Annotated in this window: 22 protein-coding genes; 11 read left to right on the top strand and 11 right to left on the bottom strand. The window is 60.2% G+C overall.

Translation table 11 applies throughout. The features are described from left to right. Entirely contained in the window at positions 1–816 is an 816-nt protein-coding gene (locus AAEZ10_RS00595) for an AraC family transcriptional regulator (RefSeq protein WP_071172874.1), read from the bottom strand. A gap of 131 nt (positions 817–947) precedes the next feature. Between AAEZ10_RS00595 and AAEZ10_RS00590 the strand changes: the two genes are divergently transcribed. Continuing rightward, entirely contained in the window at positions 948–1,466 is a 519-nt protein-coding gene (locus tag AAEZ10_RS00590) for a carboxymuconolactone decarboxylase family protein (protein ID WP_071172875.1), read from the top strand. Positions 1,467–1,653: 187 nt separating this feature from the next. Beyond that, positions 1,654–3,885 carry a response regulator gene (locus tag AAEZ10_RS00585; protein ID WP_350566938.1) on the top strand — a complete coding sequence of 744 codons (2,232 nt, stop codon included), beginning with the start codon at positions 1,654–1,656 and terminating at the stop codon, positions 3,883–3,885. On the opposite strand, the gene AAEZ10_RS00580 is transcribed toward AAEZ10_RS00585, so the two are convergent. Beyond that, positions 3,853–5,298, bottom strand: coding sequence for a SulP family inorganic anion transporter (locus AAEZ10_RS00580; protein ID WP_039762277.1), 1,446 nt, complete (start codon positions 5,296–5,298; stop codon positions 3,853–3,855). The two genes, AAEZ10_RS00585 and AAEZ10_RS00580, sit on opposite strands and share 33 nt — an antisense overlap. Positions 5,299–5,457: 159 nt before the next feature. Between AAEZ10_RS00580 and AAEZ10_RS00575 the strand changes: the two genes are divergently transcribed. After that, entirely contained in the window at positions 5,458–5,802 is a 345-nt protein-coding gene (locus AAEZ10_RS00575) for a DUF7693 family protein (RefSeq protein WP_073471283.1), read from the top strand. Here AAEZ10_RS00575 and AAEZ10_RS00570 read toward each other — a convergent pair. From AAEZ10_RS00570 to AAEZ10_RS00545, 6 genes are all read right to left on the bottom strand, one after another. Further along, a complete protein-coding gene (locus tag AAEZ10_RS00570; RefSeq protein WP_073471284.1) occupies positions 5,769–6,785 on the bottom strand; it encodes a lysozyme inhibitor LprI family protein in 1,017 nt (338 codons plus the stop codon). The genes AAEZ10_RS00575 and AAEZ10_RS00570 overlap by 34 nt on opposite strands. A 98-nt stretch (positions 6,786–6,883) precedes the next feature. Continuing rightward, entirely contained in the window at positions 6,884–7,417 is a 534-nt protein-coding gene (locus AAEZ10_RS00565; protein WP_073471285.1) for a cysteine hydrolase family protein, read from the bottom strand. A 65-nt stretch (positions 7,418–7,482) separates the two neighbouring features. After that, positions 7,483–9,210 carry a gamma-glutamyltransferase gene (ggt, locus tag AAEZ10_RS00560; protein WP_122508069.1) on the bottom strand — a complete coding sequence of 576 codons (1,728 nt, stop codon included), beginning with the start codon at positions 9,208–9,210 and terminating at the stop codon, positions 7,483–7,485. Between the two features lie 148 nt (positions 9,211–9,358). Next, on the bottom strand, positions 9,359–9,946 hold the full coding sequence (locus AAEZ10_RS00555) for an NUDIX domain-containing protein (protein WP_073471287.1): 588 nt from the start codon (positions 9,944–9,946) through the stop codon (positions 9,359–9,361). A 97-nt stretch (positions 9,947–10,043) separates the two neighbouring features. After that, entirely contained in the window at positions 10,044–10,679 is a 636-nt protein-coding gene (locus tag AAEZ10_RS00550) for a lytic polysaccharide monooxygenase auxiliary activity family 9 protein (protein WP_350566932.1), read from the bottom strand. Positions 10,680–10,886: 207 nt separating this feature from the next. Beyond that, positions 10,887–11,327, bottom strand: a complete 441-nt coding sequence (locus AAEZ10_RS00545) for a hemerythrin domain-containing protein (RefSeq protein WP_024013399.1) — start codon at positions 11,325–11,327, stop codon at positions 10,887–10,889. A gap of 152 nt (positions 11,328–11,479) precedes the next feature. Between AAEZ10_RS00545 and AAEZ10_RS00540 the strand changes: the two genes are divergently transcribed. Next, entirely contained in the window at positions 11,480–11,905 is a 426-nt protein-coding gene (locus AAEZ10_RS00540; RefSeq protein WP_073471289.1) for a GNAT family N-acetyltransferase, read from the top strand. 100 nt (positions 11,906–12,005) lie between these two features. Here AAEZ10_RS00540 and AAEZ10_RS00535 read toward each other — a convergent pair whose 3' ends face one another. Beyond that, complete coding sequence (locus tag AAEZ10_RS00535) at positions 12,006–12,356, bottom strand: hypothetical protein (protein ID WP_024013401.1); 351 nt, start codon at positions 12,354–12,356, stop codon at positions 12,006–12,008. A 133-nt stretch (positions 12,357–12,489) separates the two neighbouring features. On the opposite strand from AAEZ10_RS00535, the gene AAEZ10_RS00530 reads away from it, so the two are divergent. From AAEZ10_RS00530 to AAEZ10_RS00500, 7 genes are all read left to right on the top strand, one after another. Further along, a complete protein-coding gene (locus AAEZ10_RS00530) occupies positions 12,490–12,819 on the top strand; it encodes a DUF6388 family protein (protein ID WP_350566927.1) in 330 nt (109 codons plus the stop codon). 189 nt (positions 12,820–13,008) lie between these two features. After that, a complete protein-coding gene (gene tusD, locus AAEZ10_RS00525; RefSeq protein WP_110645664.1) occupies positions 13,009–13,401 on the top strand; it encodes a sulfurtransferase complex subunit TusD in 393 nt (130 codons plus the stop codon). Positions 13,402–13,403: 2 nt separating this feature from the next. After that, positions 13,404–13,760, top strand: coding sequence for a sulfurtransferase complex subunit TusC (gene tusC, locus AAEZ10_RS00520; protein WP_110645502.1), 357 nt, complete (start codon positions 13,404–13,406; stop codon positions 13,758–13,760). Beyond that, positions 13,760–14,053, top strand: coding sequence for a sulfurtransferase complex subunit TusB (gene tusB / locus AAEZ10_RS00515; RefSeq protein WP_110645501.1), 294 nt, complete (start codon positions 13,760–13,762; stop codon positions 14,051–14,053). Before tusC ends, tusB begins: the two co-directional genes overlap by 1 nt. Next, positions 14,050–14,385: a TusE/DsrC/DsvC family sulfur relay protein gene (locus AAEZ10_RS00510; RefSeq protein ID WP_016770652.1), complete on the top strand. Its 336-nt coding sequence runs from the start codon at positions 14,050–14,052 to the stop codon at positions 14,383–14,385. The genes tusB and AAEZ10_RS00510 overlap by 4 nt, the downstream gene beginning before the upstream one ends. Next, a complete protein-coding gene (locus AAEZ10_RS00505; protein ID WP_110645500.1) occupies positions 14,382–15,383 on the top strand; it encodes a glycosyl transferase family protein in 1,002 nt (333 codons plus the stop codon). Before AAEZ10_RS00510 ends, AAEZ10_RS00505 begins: the two co-directional genes overlap by 4 nt. 91 nt (positions 15,384–15,474) lie before the next feature. After that, positions 15,475–16,476: a glutathione S-transferase family protein gene (locus tag AAEZ10_RS00500; protein WP_076563517.1), complete on the top strand. Its 1,002-nt coding sequence runs from the start codon at positions 15,475–15,477 to the stop codon at positions 16,474–16,476. Between the two features lie 115 nt (positions 16,477–16,591). Here the strand turns inward: AAEZ10_RS00500 and cysG are convergent, their stop codons facing one another. Both cysG and serS read right to left on the bottom strand, forming a co-directional pair. Then, complete coding sequence (gene cysG, locus AAEZ10_RS00495; RefSeq protein ID WP_110645499.1) at positions 16,592–17,986, bottom strand: siroheme synthase CysG; 1,395 nt, start codon at positions 17,984–17,986, stop codon at positions 16,592–16,594. Next, a complete protein-coding gene (gene serS, locus AAEZ10_RS00490; RefSeq protein ID WP_073471295.1) occupies positions 17,987–19,267 on the bottom strand; it encodes a serine--tRNA ligase in 1,281 nt (426 codons plus the stop codon). Positions 19,268–19,269: the final 2 nt, after the last annotated feature.

The following is a 19,269-nucleotide window of genomic DNA, read 5'->3' as shown; positions in this document are numbered from 1 at the left end:
TCAGTGTTCGGCTTTCCATTGTCGTGGGCTGAGACCGGTCTTGCGCCGAAAGGCCCGGGCCAGCGCCGACGGACTTTCGTATCCAACCTCCTCGGCAATCAGTGCAATCGGCCGACCCTCGCGCAGGCGTTTCTGCGCGAGGCTGACGCGCCAGCTCAACAGGTAATCGGCCGGTGTCTGCCCGACCACCCGGCGAAACTGCTCGGCAAAACCGGCGCGGGACTGGTTCGCCGCCGCAGCGAGATCAGCGACACTCCAAGGCTTGTGCGGCTGCTCATGGATCAGGTTCAAGGCGCGAGACACGCGCGGATCAGCCAGTCCGGCCATCATGCCCGGTTGCTGATCACGACTGCCGATGAGATGGCGCAGCAGCAGAATCACCAGCAATTCAAACAGGCGATCCATCACCGCCACGCGCCCGCAATGTCCTTCAAAGGCTTCGTTGAACAGCCAGTCAAGGGTGCTGCGCAATTCCGGGATATCGGTGAGTTTCAACACCAGATAGTCCGGTAACGCGGCGGCCAGGGCATTGCCCGAGCCACCGTCGAAGGTCAGCGAGGCGCACACCACCTGGCTGGCCATGGCTTCGTCGGCAGACATCCGATGGGTAAACGGCCGGGGAAAGAAAATCAGCGACGGTTCGTCCAGACGAATTTCCCGCTCGTTGCCCGGTTTGAGCAGCAACGCCCCGGCTTGCAGAACATGCACGTGCCCGACCGGCTCGCCTTCGTGAACGCTCACGCCGCAAAACGCGCCGCTATGGAAGGTGCCGGCGTTCACACCGAAATGACTAAGTAATGTGGAAAGGCGATCCATGGCTGACTCCCGAAGGCATATCTGGACGATCTGCCGCATATCCTCGACGATTTGCCGCCAAGGCGCCATTGGCAGCCCCTAAGATCTCTCCATCGCCGCTGCACTTCGCTGCGGAATTTCGGAGAATCACCATGAGCCGCATCCCTGCAATCAGCCTTGACACCGCCACCGATGCCACCCGTCCTGCACTGGAAGGCGTGAAGAAAAAAATCGGCTTCCTGCCCAACGTCTTCACCACCCTCGCCCAGGCGCCGGTTGCATTCGACACTTACCTGCAAGCCTCGGCCATCCTCGGCAAGACCTCATTGAGCGGCAAAGAGAAAGAAGCCATCTACCTCGCCACTTCGCAGGTCAACGGTTGCGACTATTGCCTGTCCGCACACACGGTGTTTGCCGGCAAGGCCGGGCTGTCGGCGCAGGACATCGTCGCGGCACGTCATGGCGAACTGAATGCCTACGCTGCCCTCGCCCGCCAACTGACCGAAACCCGTGGCCACTTGAGCGATGAACAATTGGCCGCTGCCCGCGCTGCCGGTATCGATGACCGCAAGATCATCGAAGTGATTGCCCTGGTGGCCGTGCAGACATTGACCAACTACCTGAACAACACGGCGCTGACCGACATTGATTTCCCGGCCGTCGAGGCCTGAGCAGTCGCTCACGATCCGAAGATAAAACCGGTGGCGAAAAGACGCTCTTTTCGCCACCGCTGTTTTTTGCTGCCATGATGTAGGTCAGAATAATTCGCAGCGCAAACAGTGTCTGGTGCGCTGAAACCAAACAGCCTGTGCGCAGGTCTTTGTTCTCAGACAAATGCCCCGGAAAGACACGAACCCCATGACAGACTGGTTGCAAGACAACGGCGAGATGGCCGGACAGATCCGCCGTCACGACTGGGCAAATTCGCCCCTCGGCCCGTTGGAAAACTGGCCCGATGTACTCAAGACCACTGTCTCGCTCAGTCTCGCCTCGCATTTCCCTCAGGCGATCGTCTGGGGCCCGCAACTCATTACTCTCTATAACGACGCCTTCGTACCGATTCTCGGCGACAAGCCGCACGCGTTGGGACGCCCTTTCAGCGACATCTGGAAGGAAGCCTGGCACGAGATCAGCCCGATTGCTGAGGCCGCGTACGCCGGCCAGGCCACTTACATCGAAAACTTCGCTCTGCAGATCGAACGCGGCAAAGGCTCGGAGCAGGCGTTCTTCACTTTTTGCTACAGCCCGATTCGCGACTCCCACGGCAATGTCGTCGGCATGATCGACACAGTCACCGAGACCACCCAAACCGTTTATCTCAACCGACGCCTGGCCGTCCTCGATGCCATCGGCGAAGCGGTGACCAATGCCACGGATGCGCAAGCAATCCTGGCGGCAAGCACGCGGCTGATGGTCGAGCAGTTGCAATTGTCCAACTGCGCCTACGCCGACATGGATGCCGACGAGGATGGCTTCACCATTCGCGGCGACTATGCAGCGCCGGGTTCGCCGAGCATCGTCGGCCACTACCGTTTGCGCGATTTCGGCGAGAAAGCAGTACGTCTTCTGCGCGCGGGTCAACCTTTGGTGATCCACGACAACCGCAGCGAATTGCCGCCGGAAGAATCAGCGACCTTTCAGGGCATAGGCATCACCGCCACCATTTGCGTGCCGCTGATCAAGCAAGGTCGCCTTACCGCGTTAATGGCCATTCACGACAAAGTGCCGCGTGTCTGGTCGAGCTTCGAACAGGCGCTGCTCAGCGAAGTCACCGAACGTTGCTGGGCGCACATCGAACGGGTGCGCGCCGATGCCAACGTGCGCGAGGGCCTGCTTGCACTGGCTGAACTCAATGCCACGCTGGAGCAACGGGTCGAAGAGCGCAGCCTGCGTCTGGCCCAGGCCGAGTCGGCGTTGCGCCAGTCGCAGAAGCTCGAAGCCATCGGCCAACTAACCGGCGGCGTCGCCCACGACTTCAATAATCTGCTGACGATCATTCGTTCGTCGGTGGACTTTCTGCGCCAGCCCAACCTGCCGGAAGAACGCCGCCAGCGCTACATGCGCGCGGTGTCCGACACCGTCGAGCGCGCTTCCAAGCTGACCAGCCAGTTGCTCGCCTTCGCTCGCCGTCAGCCGCTCAATCCGCAGGTGGTCGATGCCGGCGAACGGCTGGCCAATATTGGCGAAATGCTCGAATCGGTCACCGGCGCGCAGATTCACGTCTGCGTCGAGCGCCCGGATCACCCCTGCTACATCCGCGTCGATCTCAGTCAGTTTGAAACCGCGTTGATCAACATCGCCCTGAACGCTCGCGACGCCATGAATGGTCAGGGTGAGCTGAAATTGCGCCTGGAGTGCCATAAAGCGCTGCCGCCGATTCGCGGCCACGCTGGGTCCAGCAGCCATTTCGTGTCGATTGCCCTGGCCGACACCGGTGCCGGCATCGACGCACACACCCTCGAACACATCTTCGAGCCGTTCTTTACCACCAAGGCTGTCGGCAAAGGCACGGGGCTGGGGCTGTCGCAGGTGTTCGGCTTCGCCAAGCAATCGGGCGGCAACGTCGATGTTTCCAGCGTCCTTGGTCAAGGCACCGAATTCACCTTGTATTTGCCGCAAGTGCCGGCGATCGAGGCAGAAATGGACGAGGCAGAGGACGATGGCGAGGTGCAGCCGGCCTGCGAAAAACGCCGGGTGCTGGTGGTCGAAGACAATCTCGATGTCGGCCGTTTCGCCAACCAGATCCTCCAGGATCTGGGCTATGAAACCGCATGGGCAACCAACGCTGAAGAAGCCCTGCAGTTGGCGGGCAGCGATGCCAGCGCGTTCGATGCGGTGTTTTCCGACGTAGTCATGCCGGGCATCACCGGTGTCGCGTTGGCCAAGGAACTGCGCCAGCGCCGCCCGGATCTGCCGGTGATTCTGACCTCCGGCTACAGCGAAGAACTGGCGCGCAGCGGGTACGAAGGTTTCGAATTTCTCGCCAAGCCCTACTCCGCCGAACAGGTCTCGCGGATTCTCGGCAAGACCTGGCTCAAGGACGCAAAACCAGCGGCGTCAGTCGTGATCGACGCCGGCGCGCTTGAGTAATTTCTTGCAGCGTTCCGACAGATGAAACACCTGTAGATGCTTGCCAGCCTTGGCGTAGCGTTCACGCAGGGTTTTCAATGCGGCGATCGCCGAGTAATCGACAAAGCTCAGGTGTCGGCAGTCGAGCGTCACTCTGGCCGGGTCGTTGGCCGGGTCGAACTGATTGAGAAACGGCGTGGTCGAGGCAAAGAACAGCGTGCCGTGCAGGCGATAGAGCTTGCTGCCGTCGGCCTCCAGATGTTCATCGGCATACAGTTCGCGCGCCTGCTGCCAGGCGAAGTTGAGCGCGGCGATGATGATCCCGCATAGCACGGCCGTGGCCAGATCGGTGAACACGGTGATGGTGGTCACCGCGATGATTACCAGCACATCGTGCAGCGGCACCTTGTTGATCACCCGCAACGACGCCCAGGCGAAAGTCTGCTGCGACACCACGAACATCACCCCGACCAGCGCGGCGAGCGGAATACGCTCGATCAGCGGTGACAGAAACAGAATGAACAAAAGAATCAGCACACCGGCAACCACGCCGGACAAGCGCCCGCGCCCGCCGGAGCTGAGATTGATCACGGTCTGGCCGATCATCGCGCAACCGCCCATGCCACCGAACGCCCCGGACACCATGTTGGCCGCGCCAAGCGCTACGCACTCACGGTCCGGATAGCCACGGGTTTCGGTGATTTCGTCGGTCAGGTTCAGTGTCAGCAAGGTTTCCAGCAGGCCGACCATCGCCATCAGGATCGCGTACGGGGCGATGATGCGCAGCGTTTCCAGGCTCCACGGAATGTCCGGCATGGCGAAAGTCGGCAGACCGCCGGCAATGTGCGCCATGTCGCCGAGGGTGCGGGTCGGCAGCCCGAACAGGTAGACCAGCAGGCCGACACCCAGGATCGCCACCAGGGCCGGCGGTACCGCTTTGGTCAGGCGCGGCAGGATGTAAACGATGGCCATGGTCAGTAGCACCAGCCCGGTCATCAGATACAGCGGAGTACCGCTGAGCCAGTGCTCGCCGCTTTTGAAGTGCTCCAGTTGCGCCAGGGCAATGATGATCGCCAGGCCGTTGACGAAACCGAGCATCACCGGATGCGGCACCATGCGCACCAGTTTGCCCAAGCGCAACAGCCCGAACGCCATCATGATCAGACCGCCGAGCAGCACCGTTGCCAGCAGATATTGCACGCCGTGTTGCACCACCAGCGCGACGATCACCACCGCCATCGAACCCGCCGCACCGGAAACCATGCCCGGTCGGCCGCCAAACAACGCCGTCAGCGTGCAAATGATGAACGCGCCGTACAGGCCCATCAGCGGATTGAGATGCGCGACCAGCGCGAAAGCAATGCATTCGGGCAACAGCGCGAACGAGGTGGTGAGTCCGGCGAGGACATCGGCGCGCAGACGAATCGGTTTCATGGCTTACCTGACTGAGCGGCCGTCGGGCACGGCTGCTGTTTTCGAAAAAAAGAGGGAGGCGAATGTTACGGAATTGTTCAGCCTCGGGCCAGTGAAACACTGACACTGGCCGGCTCGGGGCTTATCCTTGCTGACTTGTCCATTGAATCGAGTCGCAGCATGTCAGCGTATTTGTCCGCCCGGGATGTGTGTCAGCGTCTGCGCGAAGCTGCGCTGGGCGTGCTTGGGTTCGAAGTCTGCCAGGTAATGTCCGAGACCGGGCTGATTGCCGTTGATATCGACGGCTGGCATCTGCGGTTGGACTTCGCCGAGGGACACTTGCATCACTGTGAATACGCGCGCAACTGCGCCGGGGATGAAGCGACGCTGGACACGTGGCAGCGTTATGGCACGGACCCGGTGAGTCTGCTCAGCACATGGGAATTGGCGCAGATTGAGCGGTTATTGCGTGAGGCGGATGGAGTTGTGGCTCAGGGCTTCATTTCCAGAACCAGAGACGACTGACTTTCTTGCATGCGGTCATACCAGCCCTGCAGCACATCGGGCAGCCGCTTCTTCCACTTCGCCACGTTGGTGTAGTACCGCAGATGTTCATGGCCCTGGTCATCGTAGCTTTTGAAGATCAGCCAGACCTGCGCGTCGGCCGCGCTCATCAGGATGCCGATGCCGCCGAGACCGCGCATCCACATTTCTACAACCTGAGCATCGGGCACATCTTTTGACTCTTCGCCGACCTGCAAGGAACCGGAGGTCTCTACCAGTTTTTGGTAGTCGGTCTTGAGCAGCGAACGCAGTACCTGATCTTCTGCGGGCGTGCGAGCCAGACCCAGGCTGAGCAGATCGTAATCCAGCTTCAGCGGTTGTTCGGAGGCGACATACCGACCGGCGTAATACACGCCCATGCCTCCGCCGCAGTCGGAGTCCGCACCGGTTTGCGTGACGTTCAGTACGCCATTGATGGGCGTGAAGGCGAGTTTGCAGGCGTCCTCGGCGTACACGGCTGTTCCATCCGTGAGTATGGCAACGCCAGTCAAGTCTCCGGAATTGGCGCCCTCGCCTGCCGAGATATCGATGGCGATATGCGTGGCATCACGACGTTGGGTGACAAGGGTCGCCGAGGTGGAGGTGCCGCGCGGAATCAGTTGCCAGGTGGCATCCCAACTGAATGGCTGAACCGCGTGTTCGAGCTCAGTGAGGCGCATCAGGTATTCGCGCCGCAGACACGCGCTCAGGGCACCGCAGGCGTTGCGGTTTTTCAGCCACTGACGCTGGTCGGTTTTCAGGGTTTTGGGGTCGGCAACTTTGCCCAGCGTGGTCCGCCATTGCTCGGCGAGTTTGTCGTCGAGGGTTGAGAGGTAGGGATCAGTGCAGATGGCTTTTTCGGTTTTGCCGGAGGCGTCGGTGCAATCGAAACTGCTGGCATGGGCGGTGCAGGCGAGGACGAGAGATGTCAGCGCCACGGCGTGACGCAGGTAGATAGCGAACATGAGAGATTCCATTCTTCGGGCGGCGGGGATTATGCCAGTGCTGCTGCCGTAAATCGCCGTTGTCGTAGAGCCTGCTCCCACAGGGGTTTTGTGTGAGTTCAGAAACTGATTTTGGCTGCCGGTTTGACGTCGATTCGTGCCACGGAACTGGTCAGGGCGGCGAAGTCCTTGTTGTGTTCGGCAATGATGTCCTCGGCGCTCATGTTGCCGTTATCGACCGTCGAATGCGCATCCCGCGCGACGACGATGTCGTAACCCAGTGAATGCGCGCTGCGCACCGTGGCGTTGACGCAGTAATCGGTTTGCAGGCCGCAGATGATCAGGCGTTCGAAGTCCTCGCTGGGCAGCAGCTTGCCGAGATCGGTCTGGTAGAAAGAATCCCCGGTGGTTTTGCCTGCACGCAAGTCTTTCGTCGAAGTCAGCAGACCGTTAGCCAGTTGCCAACCGTCCGCACCATGCACGAATGGACCGTCCTTTTCTTCGTGCTGAATCAAAACCACCGGAACGCCAGCGTCGCGGGCGCGTTGGCTCAGATCATTGATCGTGGCGATCACGCGGTCGATTTCAAAGCACTGATATTCACCAGCACACAGCGCCTGCTGGACGTCGATGATCAGTAATGCGGTGGTCATGTCGAGCCTTCCTTGATCAATCCTTGAGAATGGGGCGGACCTGAGCCCGCCCCTTTTTACTCCGCTCAGTAACCCAAAGACAAGCCGGTATTGCGCCGTGGATCGTTGGCGCCGTAGAAGCGATTCTTGCCAACCGGTTTGCCGTCCAGTGACGGCGCGCCGACCAGAATCGCGGCGATGTGGTTGGCATCCTGCGGGCCGGCAAACTTGTGGCCCCAGCTTTCCAGGATTTTTTTCGTATCCGGGCTGGCGGCGAAGTCTTCGAGGTTGGTTTCCTCCGGCATCCACTGCTGATGGAAGCGCGGCGCGTCGACCGCTTCCTGCAGGCCCATGCCGTAATCGATGACGTTGAGCATGGTCAGCAAGGTCGCGGTGATGATCCGGCTACCACCTGGCGTGCCGACCACCATCACCACTTTGCCATCCTTGGTGACGATGGTCGGACTCATCGACGACAGCGGCGCCTTGCCCGGTGCGATGGCATTGGCCTCCCCCTGGACCAGCCCGTACATGTTCGGCACGCCGACCTTGGAAGTGAAGTCGTCCATTTCATCGTTGAGAATCACCCCGGTCTTGCTCGCCATGACGCCCGCGCCGAACCAGTCGTTGAGGGTGTAGGTGACCGAGACGGCATTGCCCCACTTGTCGACGATCGAATAGTGCGTGGTGTTGCTGCCTTCATGCGGCGCTACACCGGGTTTGAGCTCAGCCGACACGCCGGCCTTCTGCGGCTGGATGGCGTTGCGCAGTTTGGTCGCGTAATTCTTGTCCAGCAGGTGCTCGATCGGATTCTTCACGAAATCCGGATCGCCGAGGTAGCTGTTGCGATCAACGTATGCGTGGCGCATCGCTTCGATCTGGTAGTGCATGCCCTGAGCGGAATGGAAGCCCAGGTCCTTCATCGGATAGCCTTCGAGAATGTTCATGATCTGGCAGATCACCACCCCGCCGGAGCTTGGCGGTGGCGCCGAGACCACGTGATAGCCGCGATAATCGCACTCAACCGGGGCCAGTTCGCGAGTCTTGTATTTGTCCAGGTCGGCCTGGCTGATGATGCCTTTGTTGGCCTGACTGGAGGTGACGATTGCATCGGCGACCCAGCCTTTGTAGAAGCCGTCGGCGCCCTTGTCGGAGATTGTCCGCAGGGTTTTCGCCAGATCCTTTTGCACCAGTTTCTGCCCGACCTGCATCGGCTCGCCGTTGCTGAGGAAGATCGAGCCGGAATCGCGCATGTCCTTCTTGAACACATCCGTCGCGTATTCGAGCAGCTCGACATCGCCCTGCTGCAGCTCGAAACCGTCTTCGGCCAGTTTGATCGCCGGGGCAATCATCTCCTTGCGCTGTTTGGTGCCGTATTTGCTCAGCGCCAGCTCCATGCCGGACACGGTGCCCGGCACCCCGACGGCCAGGTGCCCGCGGGTGCTCAGGTCCGGGATGACGTTACCGTCCTTGTCCAGATACATGTTGGCGGTCGCTGCCAGCGGCGCTTTCTCACGGAAATCGAGAAAGGTCTTGCGCCCGTCCGCCAGTTGTATGGTCATGAACCCGCCACCGCCAAGGTTGCCCGCAGCCGGATAGACCACCGCCAGCGCATAGCCCACGGCCACTGCCGCATCCACGGCATTGCCGCCGTTTTTCAAAACATCGACGCCGACATGGGTCGCCAGATGTTGCGCGGTGACCACCATGCCGTTTTCCGCCGCCACCGGCGCCACCGATGCCGCGTGAGCCATGAGACAGCTGAGCGCCAGAGAGGTCGCAATGAGCGATCTGGCCAAAGGTTCGTACTTCATGAGTCGATCTCTTTTTGTTTTTGGGGACTGCGCAAAACGCAGGGCAACGCTTCAGGAGCAACAAGCAGTATGGCCGGCTTTGCGTATTGCGCCTCCCCGTTCAGCCAGTATGCTGAGCCATCGCAGCCGTTGGCAGCTCCTGCCCGCATCAAACGAAGAGGTTGTTCATCGCCGCGTACTGCAACAGCATGATGGTCTTGGCATCGCAGATCTCGCCGCGTTGAAACGCTGCCAGTGCCTCATCGAAGCCCCATTCGAGCACTTCCAGCTCTTCGGTTTCCTCTTCCAGGCCGCCACCGTCGCTGACTTTGGACGCGGCGTCGTATTCAGCGATAAAGAAGTGCAGTTTCTCCGTCACCGAACCGGGGCTCATGTACGCCTCGAATACTTTTTTCACGTCGTGCACGCGGTAACCGGTTTCCTCCTCGGCTTCGTCACGAATGCGTTGCTCGGGCGCGGCACCTTCCAGCAACCCGGCGGCCACCTCGATCAACAATCCATCGTGGCCGTTGACGAACACCGGCAAACGGAACTGGCGGGTCAGCACCACCGTGCGCTTTTCGCGGTTGAACAGCAGAATCGCCGCGCCGTTGCCCCGGTCGTAGACCTCCCGGGTCTGGCGCTGCCATTCACCGTTGTTGCGGTGGTAGTCGAAAGTGATTTTCTTCAGCAGATACCAGTCGTGGGACAACACCTGAGTGTCGACGATGTTGACCCGTTCGGCTGTGTTGGACATCGCGTCTGATCCTGTCTTCATGGGGACTGCCATGGTCGATCAATTGCGCCGACAAAAAAAGCCCGGCAGCGCTACCGGGCTCTTTCAGCCTGCGCGGTTACTGAAAGTCGACGTCGAAGGCCTGGTAGAAGGCGTTGCCGGTGTTGGCGACGATCCACATCAGCACAATGACGTGATGACCCTGCTTGTTCGCAGGCAGCTTCACTTGATGATCGACCTTGGCCTTCAATTCATCAGCATGGCTGTAATACGGCACTTGCGGGTAGAAGTCTTCGAAGAACGGCTGGGTTTCCAGCTGTGCACGGCTGATGCGTTGCTGGGGATCCCAGCCGTCTTTGGTGATCAGCCAGCGATAACCACGGGTGGTGTGCGGCGCGGTGTACGCCCAGCTGACCTCGAGAATCTGGCCCGGATCGACGTTGAGCAGCGGCCAGCTGAAGGAACGACCGAGCTTCTTGCTCATCTCGTCGGCGGTGTAATTGACGCAATCGCGGGCATCGGTCTTGCCGCCGCTGAGAATGTAGCCATCGGCCGGCGGCGCGACGCTGTCCGAGTCGGTCTCGAAAGGTTGCGGGAAAGGTCCGGCGTCTACGGCCTGAAAGTTCTTGCCACCTTCCATTTCATTGACTTGCCAGGCGCCTAGCAAGCCGAGGTCGATGGCCACTGCGCCGCGACTCGCTGGCGAGATGACACGACCGTGTTTGAGTTGGGTTTGTGGGATTGCCTGATTCATCGTCTTCACTCCGTTGATCTGAGAACTCTCCTTCCCGAGGAGAGGCCTTCAAGCTAACGGAGGTGAATTTTTTGTCCATCGGCGCTTTTGTCACAGTCCCAGTGTGCAAGACGTAAAAAGCCAGGAAACACTGGATGCATAACCAGTGCTCGACGACGCATCGCACTCAACGTGTAGCTGAACACCTACACGCCGAGTCGCCTTTGGTCATTCAGACAGTTGCGCCTGATACTCCTTTTCGTACTGCCCGGCGAGTTGGCTTTTCTGTTTATCGTCGAGCAGCTTGCCGGCCATCTGGAAGAATTTGTGCTCTTCTTCCTCGAGGTGGTGATGAACCTTGTCGGAAAGCTTTTTGGCCGTGGCCAGCCAGGCCGGACTGGACATTTCGGTCTCGTCGAGCTCTTCCATCATCTCGTCCATTTCGTGGTGTTCGGCGATGGCGTGGCGGCTCAGGTCCACGCCTTCGTCGATTTCCATCAACGGAATGTAGAAGTGCCGCTCTTCAGCGGTTTCATGCGCTTGCAGTTCTGCTTTGAGCTGCTTGTAGGCCTCGACCCGCTCAGGGCTGTCGCCGCTGGTCGCGATCAAAGCCTTGGCGTAAGTGCGCTGGCGCTCGTGGCTTTCGCGCAGGGCTTCAAAAATATTCACGGGATTTCCTCATCAATCGCGCTCAGGGAAAGACGCGATAAAAGCCTAGACCGCAACGCTGGTTTGACGGTTCCGCTTGTTCGATCGAAGGGCTTGGAGGCGTTTGCCCGGACGGGTTAGGCTGGGCGTTCAATTACACAAGGAAGTCATGCATGAATTTGCGTATCGAGTTGACGGACAGTCCTACCGAGGAACAGCGTCAGGCCATTCTGCAGCCGCTGATCGAGTACAACGATGCTCAAACCGGCGGTTCGAAATCCGAGCCGTTCGCCTTGATGGTCAAAGACGAAAATGGCGCGATATTGGGCGGCCTGTATGGGCGAATGATTTTTCGCTGGATGTTCATCGAACTGCTGTCAGTGCCGGAACAAGGTCGCGGACAGGGTATCGGCTCGAAATTGATGGCTCAGGCGGAAGCCTTGGCCAGGGAAAAAAATTGCTACGGCCTCTGGCTCGACACCTTCGATTTTCAGGCGCCGGAGTTCTACAGGAAGCTCGGTTTCAGCCAGTTTGGGGAAATCGTTGACTACCCACCGGGGCACAAGCGGCACTACTTTCAGAAGCGCCTGATCGATTGAGTCATGCCGTATTCGCGAGCAGGCTCGCTCCCACACTGGAAAGCATTCAACCTGTGGGAGCGAGTCTGCTCGCGAAAGCGTCAACCGCTTCACCCCATAATCACAGGCAGGTCGCCATCGCCGCCATCCGCCGCATCGCGACAAAATCACTCTTCTGTGCGTAGTAATTCAAAGTCGTACCCGAGGCTTCGGTAATCACATCGACAAACGACTCTGCCGAACGCGTATAAACCGTAGTGCCGCCGGACTCGCGCGGTTCCAGATAGGCCGCCGCGTCGACGCCAAACACCGCTTCGTCCTGCCAGGCGAATTGCACGCACCGGGCGACGTCTTTCTCCGGCTTGTCCGAGGTCAGGACCTTGTCCGGGCTCTTGCTGCGAGCATCGTTCATCACCGAACCGGCGCACCCGGCCAACAGGGCCGCCGCCAGCACTACCATCAGCATTCGCATTGCATTTGCTCATCGAGAAAAAAGCGGACTGTAGCACTGCGACGCGGCAAATCGTTCTGCTTTACTGTTTTTATGCGCGACACGCGTGAGCAGCTGCGGCACTCTGAGATCTTCAGCCACACAAGGACATTACATGGCGCCTAGCGACCAACGACATGAACACGCCCTGAAACTGTTTCTCGATGCGCGACCCGAACTACGTGAAACCCTCGACCATCTCAACCCGCTGCTGGCTCAGGCCAAGGGCGAAACCCAGGCGCAGTATCGCGAAGAACGCTTGCATGAGGCGTTTGAGGAAGAAGCGGAGAGACAGAGGTTGTTCGCCTGGGAGCTGACGTTGCAGTTGACCGCTGCTTCGCCGGAGGACTATCAGGCGCAACGGCTGGAAGTGCACCGGGAAGTGGCAGAAATGGCGGGGATGGACTGGATCGAGTATTGCGATCTTTACGGCATCACACCGTAATCCAGCCGCCGCAAATCTCCCGTGGGAGCGAGCCTGCTCGCGAAGGCGGTGTGACTGCCGAAACTGATCTCGAACGAGACGACGCTTTCGCGAGCAGGCTCGCTCCCACAGTGAACCGCGTATTACCAGATTTCGCGGCACGCGCAATAAAGCTTTATCATGGCCGCAGTTTCGCTGATCGAGTCCATCATGAAGTTCGCCATCGCGCTGTTTTCCGCCGCCCATGCGCCCTCCTCGCGCCGTGCCTTGCTGTTTGCCCAGGCCGCGCTGGCCGGCGGCCATGAGATTGTTCGGCTGTTCTTCTATCAGGACGGCGTGTTCAACGCCTCCGATGCGGTGGTGACGCCGCAGGATGAACTGGACTTGCCCAAGCAATGGCGCGCCTTTATCAACGACAAGCAACTTGACGGCGTGGTCTGCATCGCCGCCGCTTTGCGCCGTGGTGTATTGAACGAAGAAGAAGCCAAGCGTTACCAGCGTGAAGCGATTTCGCTCAGCGCGCCGTGGGAATTGTCCGGTCTGGGTCAGTTGCACGACGCCGTGCAGGACGCTGATCGGCTCATCTGTTTCGGAGGCGCTTGAACATGGCCAAATCGCTGTTGATCATCAGCCGCCAATCGCCGTGGTCCGGCCCCGGTGCGCGGGAAGCGCTGGATATCGTGCTCGCCGGGGGCGCCTTTGATCTGCCGATCGGTTTGCTGTTTCTCGATGACGGCGTGCTGCAACTGGCCGCTGGGCAGAACGCCAGGGCCTTGCAGCAGAAAGACCTCAGCGCCAATCTGCAGGCGCTACCGATGTTTGGTATCGAAGAGCTGTTCTATTGCGCCGAAAGCGCCAATGCTCGCGGTCTTGGCAACCTGTCGCTGGACGAAGCGCAGCCGCTTGCTGCTGAACACATCACCGCCCTTATTGACCGTTACGATCAGGTGATCACCCTCTGATGTCGACTTTGCATGTGTTGTCTCATTCCCCGTTCGGCGACGATCGTCTGAGCAGTTGCCTGCGCCTGCTCGGCAGCGCCGATGCGGTGTTGTTGTCCGGCGATGCGGTGTATGCGCTGCAACCGAACACTGCGCCGTTCTCTGCTCTGCAACAGCGACCAATCAAACTTTTTGTATTGGTTGAGGACGCACAGGCGCGTGCGATCGAGATTCCAGACTGGGCCGAGGCCATCGACTACCCGGCCTTCGTCGAACTGTCGATCCATCACGCCAAGGTCAACAGCTGGCTATGAATTCAATGACCGTCGGCGCCCGCGCCATCGAACTGGACAAGGACGGCTTTCTCGTTGACCTCAGCGACTGGTCGGCTGAAGTCGCCAGCGCCCTCGCCGCCGCTGAAGACATCGAGTTGACGCCCGAACACTGGGAAGTCCTTGAGCTTCTGCGTAGCTTCTACGCCGAATTCCAGCTATCGCCGGCCACGCGGCCGCTGATCAAGTACACCGCGTTGAAACTCGGCGCGGACAAAGGCAACAGCCTGCACCTGAACCGACTGTTCAAAGGCACCCCTGCCAAACTCGCCGCGAAATTGGCGGGCCTGCCCAAACCGACGAATTGCCTATGAACGACTTTCCAGCTTTGACCCTCGAAACGCCTGCCGAGCATCCGTTCGCGCAATTCGTGCGCATTCTCGGCAAGGGCAAGCGCGGCGCTCGCGACCTGACGCGCGAGGAAGCCCGCGCGGCCATGGGCATGGTGCTCGATGACAAGGTCGAAGATACGCAACTGGGTGCCTTCCTGATGTTGCTGCGGCACAAGGAAGAAAGTGCCGAGGAAATGGCCGGTTTCACCGAAGCCCTGCGCGCACGCTTGCACGCGCCCGCATTGAATGTCGACCTGGACTGGCCGACCTACGCCGGCAAAAAACGCCACCTGCCGTGGTATCTGCTGGCGGCCAAGTGCCTGGCGCAAAACGGCGTGCGGATCTTCATGCATGGCGGCGGCGCACACACGGCCGGGCGTCTGTACAGCGAACAACTGCTGGGCGAACTGAACATTCCCCTGTGCCGTGATTGGCAGCAGGTCGGCACGGCATTGGAAAACGGCGGCCTGGCGTTTATGCCGCTGGTGGACTGGGCGCCGCAGTTGCAAAAGATGATCGACCTGCGCAACACCCTGGGCCTGCGGTCGCCGATCCACTCGCTGGCGCGGATTCTCAATCCGCTCGGCGCACGTTGTGGCCTGCAGAGCATTTTTCACCCGGGTTACCAGGCGGTGCATCGCGATGCCAGCGGCTTGCTCGGCGATACGGCAATCGTGGTCAAGGGCGATGGCGGTGAAATCGAGATCAACCCCGACGCCACCAGCCACCTTTATGGCACCAGCGGCGGTCAGAGCTGGGATGAAGAATGGCCGCAGCTGTCAGCGCAGCGCCACGTCAAACCCGCCTCGCTGGACATCGAGCACTTGAAAGCCGTGTGGCGTGGCGATCTGGTCGACAGTTACCCGCAAATGGCTTTGATTGCGACCATGGCCCTCGCCCTGCGCGGTCTCGGTCAGAATCGCGAACAGGCCTTCGCAACCGCCGAGCAGTATTGGGCGGCGCGCAACACATCGATCTAACCGATCATTAGCGCCCGATCTTTGCGCTTTTTGTTCGAACTCATCGGAATAGACTCGACTCCAACGAATATTGGTTTTGGGAGTCTTGATCATGGGTTTACTCGTCGACGGCCACTGGCAGGACAAGTGGTACGAAAGCAGCAAGGACGGCGCGTTCCAGCGCGAACAAGCGCAACGCCGCAACTGGGTGACCGCCGACGGTCAACCAGGCCCCAGCGGTGAAGGCGGTTTCACTGCCGAAGCCGGGCGCTATCACCTCTACGTTTCCCTCGCCTGCCCTTGGGCGCATCGCACGCTGATCCTGCGCAAACTCAAAGGGCTGGAAAGTCTGATCGACGTGTCGGTGGTCAGCTGGCTCATGCTGGAGAACGGCTGGACCTTCGACAAGGCGCTCGGTTCGACAGGCGACAAACTCGATGGCTTCGATTTCATGCATCAGCGCTACACCGCCGACACGCCTGATTACACCGGGCGGGTGACGGTGCCAGTGTTGTGGGACAAGAAACTCAAGCGCATCGTCAGCAATGAATCGGCGGAAATCATCCGCATGTTCAACAGCGCCTTCGACGGGATCACTGGCAACGATCTGGACTTCTACCCGGCGCCGCTACGCAACGAGATCGATGCGCTGAACGAGCGGATCTACCCGGCGGTGAACAACGGTGTCTATCGTGCCGGATTCGCCACTTCGCAGCAGGCCTACGAACAGGCATTCGATGAAGTATTCGCCGAACTGGATCATCTGGAGCAACTGCTGGGTGCCAATCGCTACCTGAGCGGGGAATACCTGACCGAGGCCGATGTGCGTTTGTTCACCACGATGATTCGTTTCGACGCGGTGTACCACGGACACTTCAAGTGCAACCTGCGGCGGATTGCCGACTACCCGAACCTGTCGAACTGGCTGCGCGAGATGTATCAGTGGCCGGGGATTGCCGAGACGGTGGATTTTCAGCACATCAAGCATCACTACTATGGCAGCCACAAGACCATCAACCCGACCGGCGTGGTGCCGAAGGGGCCGCAGCAGGATTTCAGCGTGGCGCATGATCGCGAGCGGTTGATCGGGAAAGGGGTTTGGCGCCGGGGTTGATTAGCTCGGTGTTTTCGAGAACCGTTCGCGAGCAGGCTCGCTCCCACATTGGATCTGTGTCATTTACAAATCCCCTGTGGGAGCGAGCCTGCTCGCGAAGGGAACGACGCGGTGTTTAGACCTGCGCCTGAGCCCCTTCGAACCACGCCAGTTTCTCGCGCAGCTGCACCACTTCGCCAACGATCACCAGGGTCGGCGCATGCACTTCATGCTCCGCCACCATTCGCGGCAGATCCGCCAGCGTGCCGGTGAAAACCCGCTGATTGACCGTGGTGCCCTGCTGGATCAATGCCGCCGGGGTATCCGCCGCGCGACCATGCTTGATCAACTGCTCACAGATGATCGGCAAACCCACCAGGCCCATGTAAAACACCAGCGTCTGCGCCGGGGCGACAAGATCGGCCCATGGCAGATCGGTGGAACCATCCTTCAGGTGGCCAGTGACAAACCGCACGGACTGCGCATGATCTCGATGGGTCAGCGGAATCCCCGCATAAGCGGCGCAACCGCTGGCCGCCGTGATGCCCGGCACCACCTGGAATGGAATACCGTGGGCCGCCAGTTCTTCGATCTCTTCGCCACCGCGGCCGAAGATAAACGGATCGCCACCCTTCAACCGCACCACACGCTTGCCGGCCTTGGCCAGATCGACCAGTTGCTGATTGATCTGATCCTGCGGCACGGCGTGCTCGGAGCGACGCTTGCCGACATACACCCGCTCGGCATCGCGACGGCACAACTCAAGAATTGCCGGCGCCACCAGGCGGTCATAGAGCACCACATCGGCTTGCTGCATCAGACGCAGCGCGCGGAAGGTCAACAGATCCGGATCACCCGGGCCGGCACCGACCAGATAAACCTCGCCAGTGGTGACCATTGGCTCGCCATCGACCTTGGCCTGCAACAGGCGCTCGGCTTCAGCGCCCTGCCCGGCCAGTTGACGATCGGCGATCGGGCCCTGGAAAACGTCTTCCCAAAAGCCGCGACGCTGCTGCACATCCGGAAACAGGTTTTTCACCTGATTGCGAAAACGCGCAGCCAATCCAGCCAACTGACCGTAAGTGGAAGGAATCCAGGTTTCGATTTTTGCCCGGATCAGGCGCGCCAGTACCGGCGCATCACCGCCGCTGGATACGGCGATGATCAACGGCGAGCGATCGACGATCGCCGGGAAGATCACGCTGCACAAGGCCGGCGCATCGACCACGTTGACCGGCACGCAACGGAGGTGGGCGTCGGTGGAGACTTGCGCGTTGAGCGTTTCGTCGTCGGTAGCGGCAATGATCAGCCCGCAACCGTCCAGATCCGTTTCGGCGTAACCGCGTAACAGGCATTCACCGCCGCTGGCAGCGACCAGTTCAGCCAGTTGCGTTTCGATTTCAGGTGCGACCACCCGCAGCAGCGCACCGGCATCGGCCAGCAGGCGGGATTTGCGCAAGGCAATTTCCCCCCCACCGACAACCAACACACGACTGCCGCGCAGGTTGTGAAACAGCGGCAGATATTTCATTTAGCCGATGACCTCGAGGCCACCCATGTACGGCTTGAGCACGTCCGGTACGCGGATCGAACCGTCGGCCTGCTGGTAGTTTTCCAGCACAGCAACCAGAGTACGACCGACCGCCAGGCCGGAACCGTTCAAGGTGTGCACCAGCTCGGGCTTGCCAGTTTCCGGGTTGCGGAAACGCGCCTGCATGCGCCGCGCCTGGAAGTCGCCGCAGTTGGAGCACGAGGAGATTTCGCGGTATTTGTCCTGGCTCGGAATCCACACTTCCAGGTCATAGGTCTTGACCGCGCTGAAGCCCATGTCGCCGGTGCACAGCGCCAGGGTGCGGTAAGGCAGACCGAGCAGTTGCAGAACCTTTTCGGCGTTGGCGGTCAGGCCTTCCAGCGCTTCCATCGATTGCGATGGCTCGACGATCTGGACCATTTCGACTTTGTCGAACTGGTGCTGGCGGATCATGCCACGCGTGTCGCGACCTGACGCACCGGCTTCGCTGCGGAAGCATGGGGTATGGGCGACGAATTTGATCGGCAGCAGTTTCGAATCGACGATTTCGCCGGCAACGATGTTGGTCAGCGACACTTCGGCGGTCGGGATCAGGTACAGATCGGCTTCGCCTTCGCGGGCAATCTTGAACAGATCCTCTTCGAACTTCGGCAACTGGCCGGTGCCTTGCAGCGCCGGAGCCTGAACCAGATAAGGCGTGTAAGCCTCTTCGTAGCCATGTTCGGTGACATGCAGATTGATCATGAACTGCGCCAGTGCGCGATGCAGCCGCGCGATCGGGCCACGCAGCAAGGCGAACCGCGCGCCGGACAGCTTGGCGGCGGTTTCGAAGTCCAGCCAGCCGAACTTTTCGCCGAGGGCAACGTGGTCTTTGACTTCGAAATCGAACTGAGTCGGGGTGCCCCAGCGGCGCACTTCGACGTTGTCGTCTTCGTCCTTGCCGACCGGAACCGACTCGTGCGGCAGGTTGGGGATACCGAGCAGGATCGAATCGAGTTCGGTCTGGATCGCGTCCAGCTCGACCTTGCCCGCGCTCAGCTCGGCCGCCATGCGCTCGACGTCCGCCATCAGCGGCGCGATGTCTTCGCCACGCTGCTTGGCCTGCCCGATGGATTTGGAACGCGCGTTACGTTCAGCCTGCAGTGCTTCGGTGCGGGTCTGGACGGTCTTGCGCTGTTCTTCCAGCGCTTCGATGCGCGCGGTGTCCAGGGCAAAGCCACGGGAAGCCAGGCGGTCCGCTACGTCCTGAAGGTTGCTACGTAACAGTTTGGAATCGAGCATGT

Source organism: Pseudomonas sp. H26/SER47-MNA-CIBAN-0231 (assembly GCF_040310465.1).
GTDB lineage: Bacteria > Pseudomonadota > Gammaproteobacteria > Pseudomonadales > Pseudomonadaceae > Aquipseudomonas > Aquipseudomonas atacamensis.
Note: the sequence above shows the minus strand (reverse complement) of the source record. Positions and strands in the feature narration are given on the sequence as shown.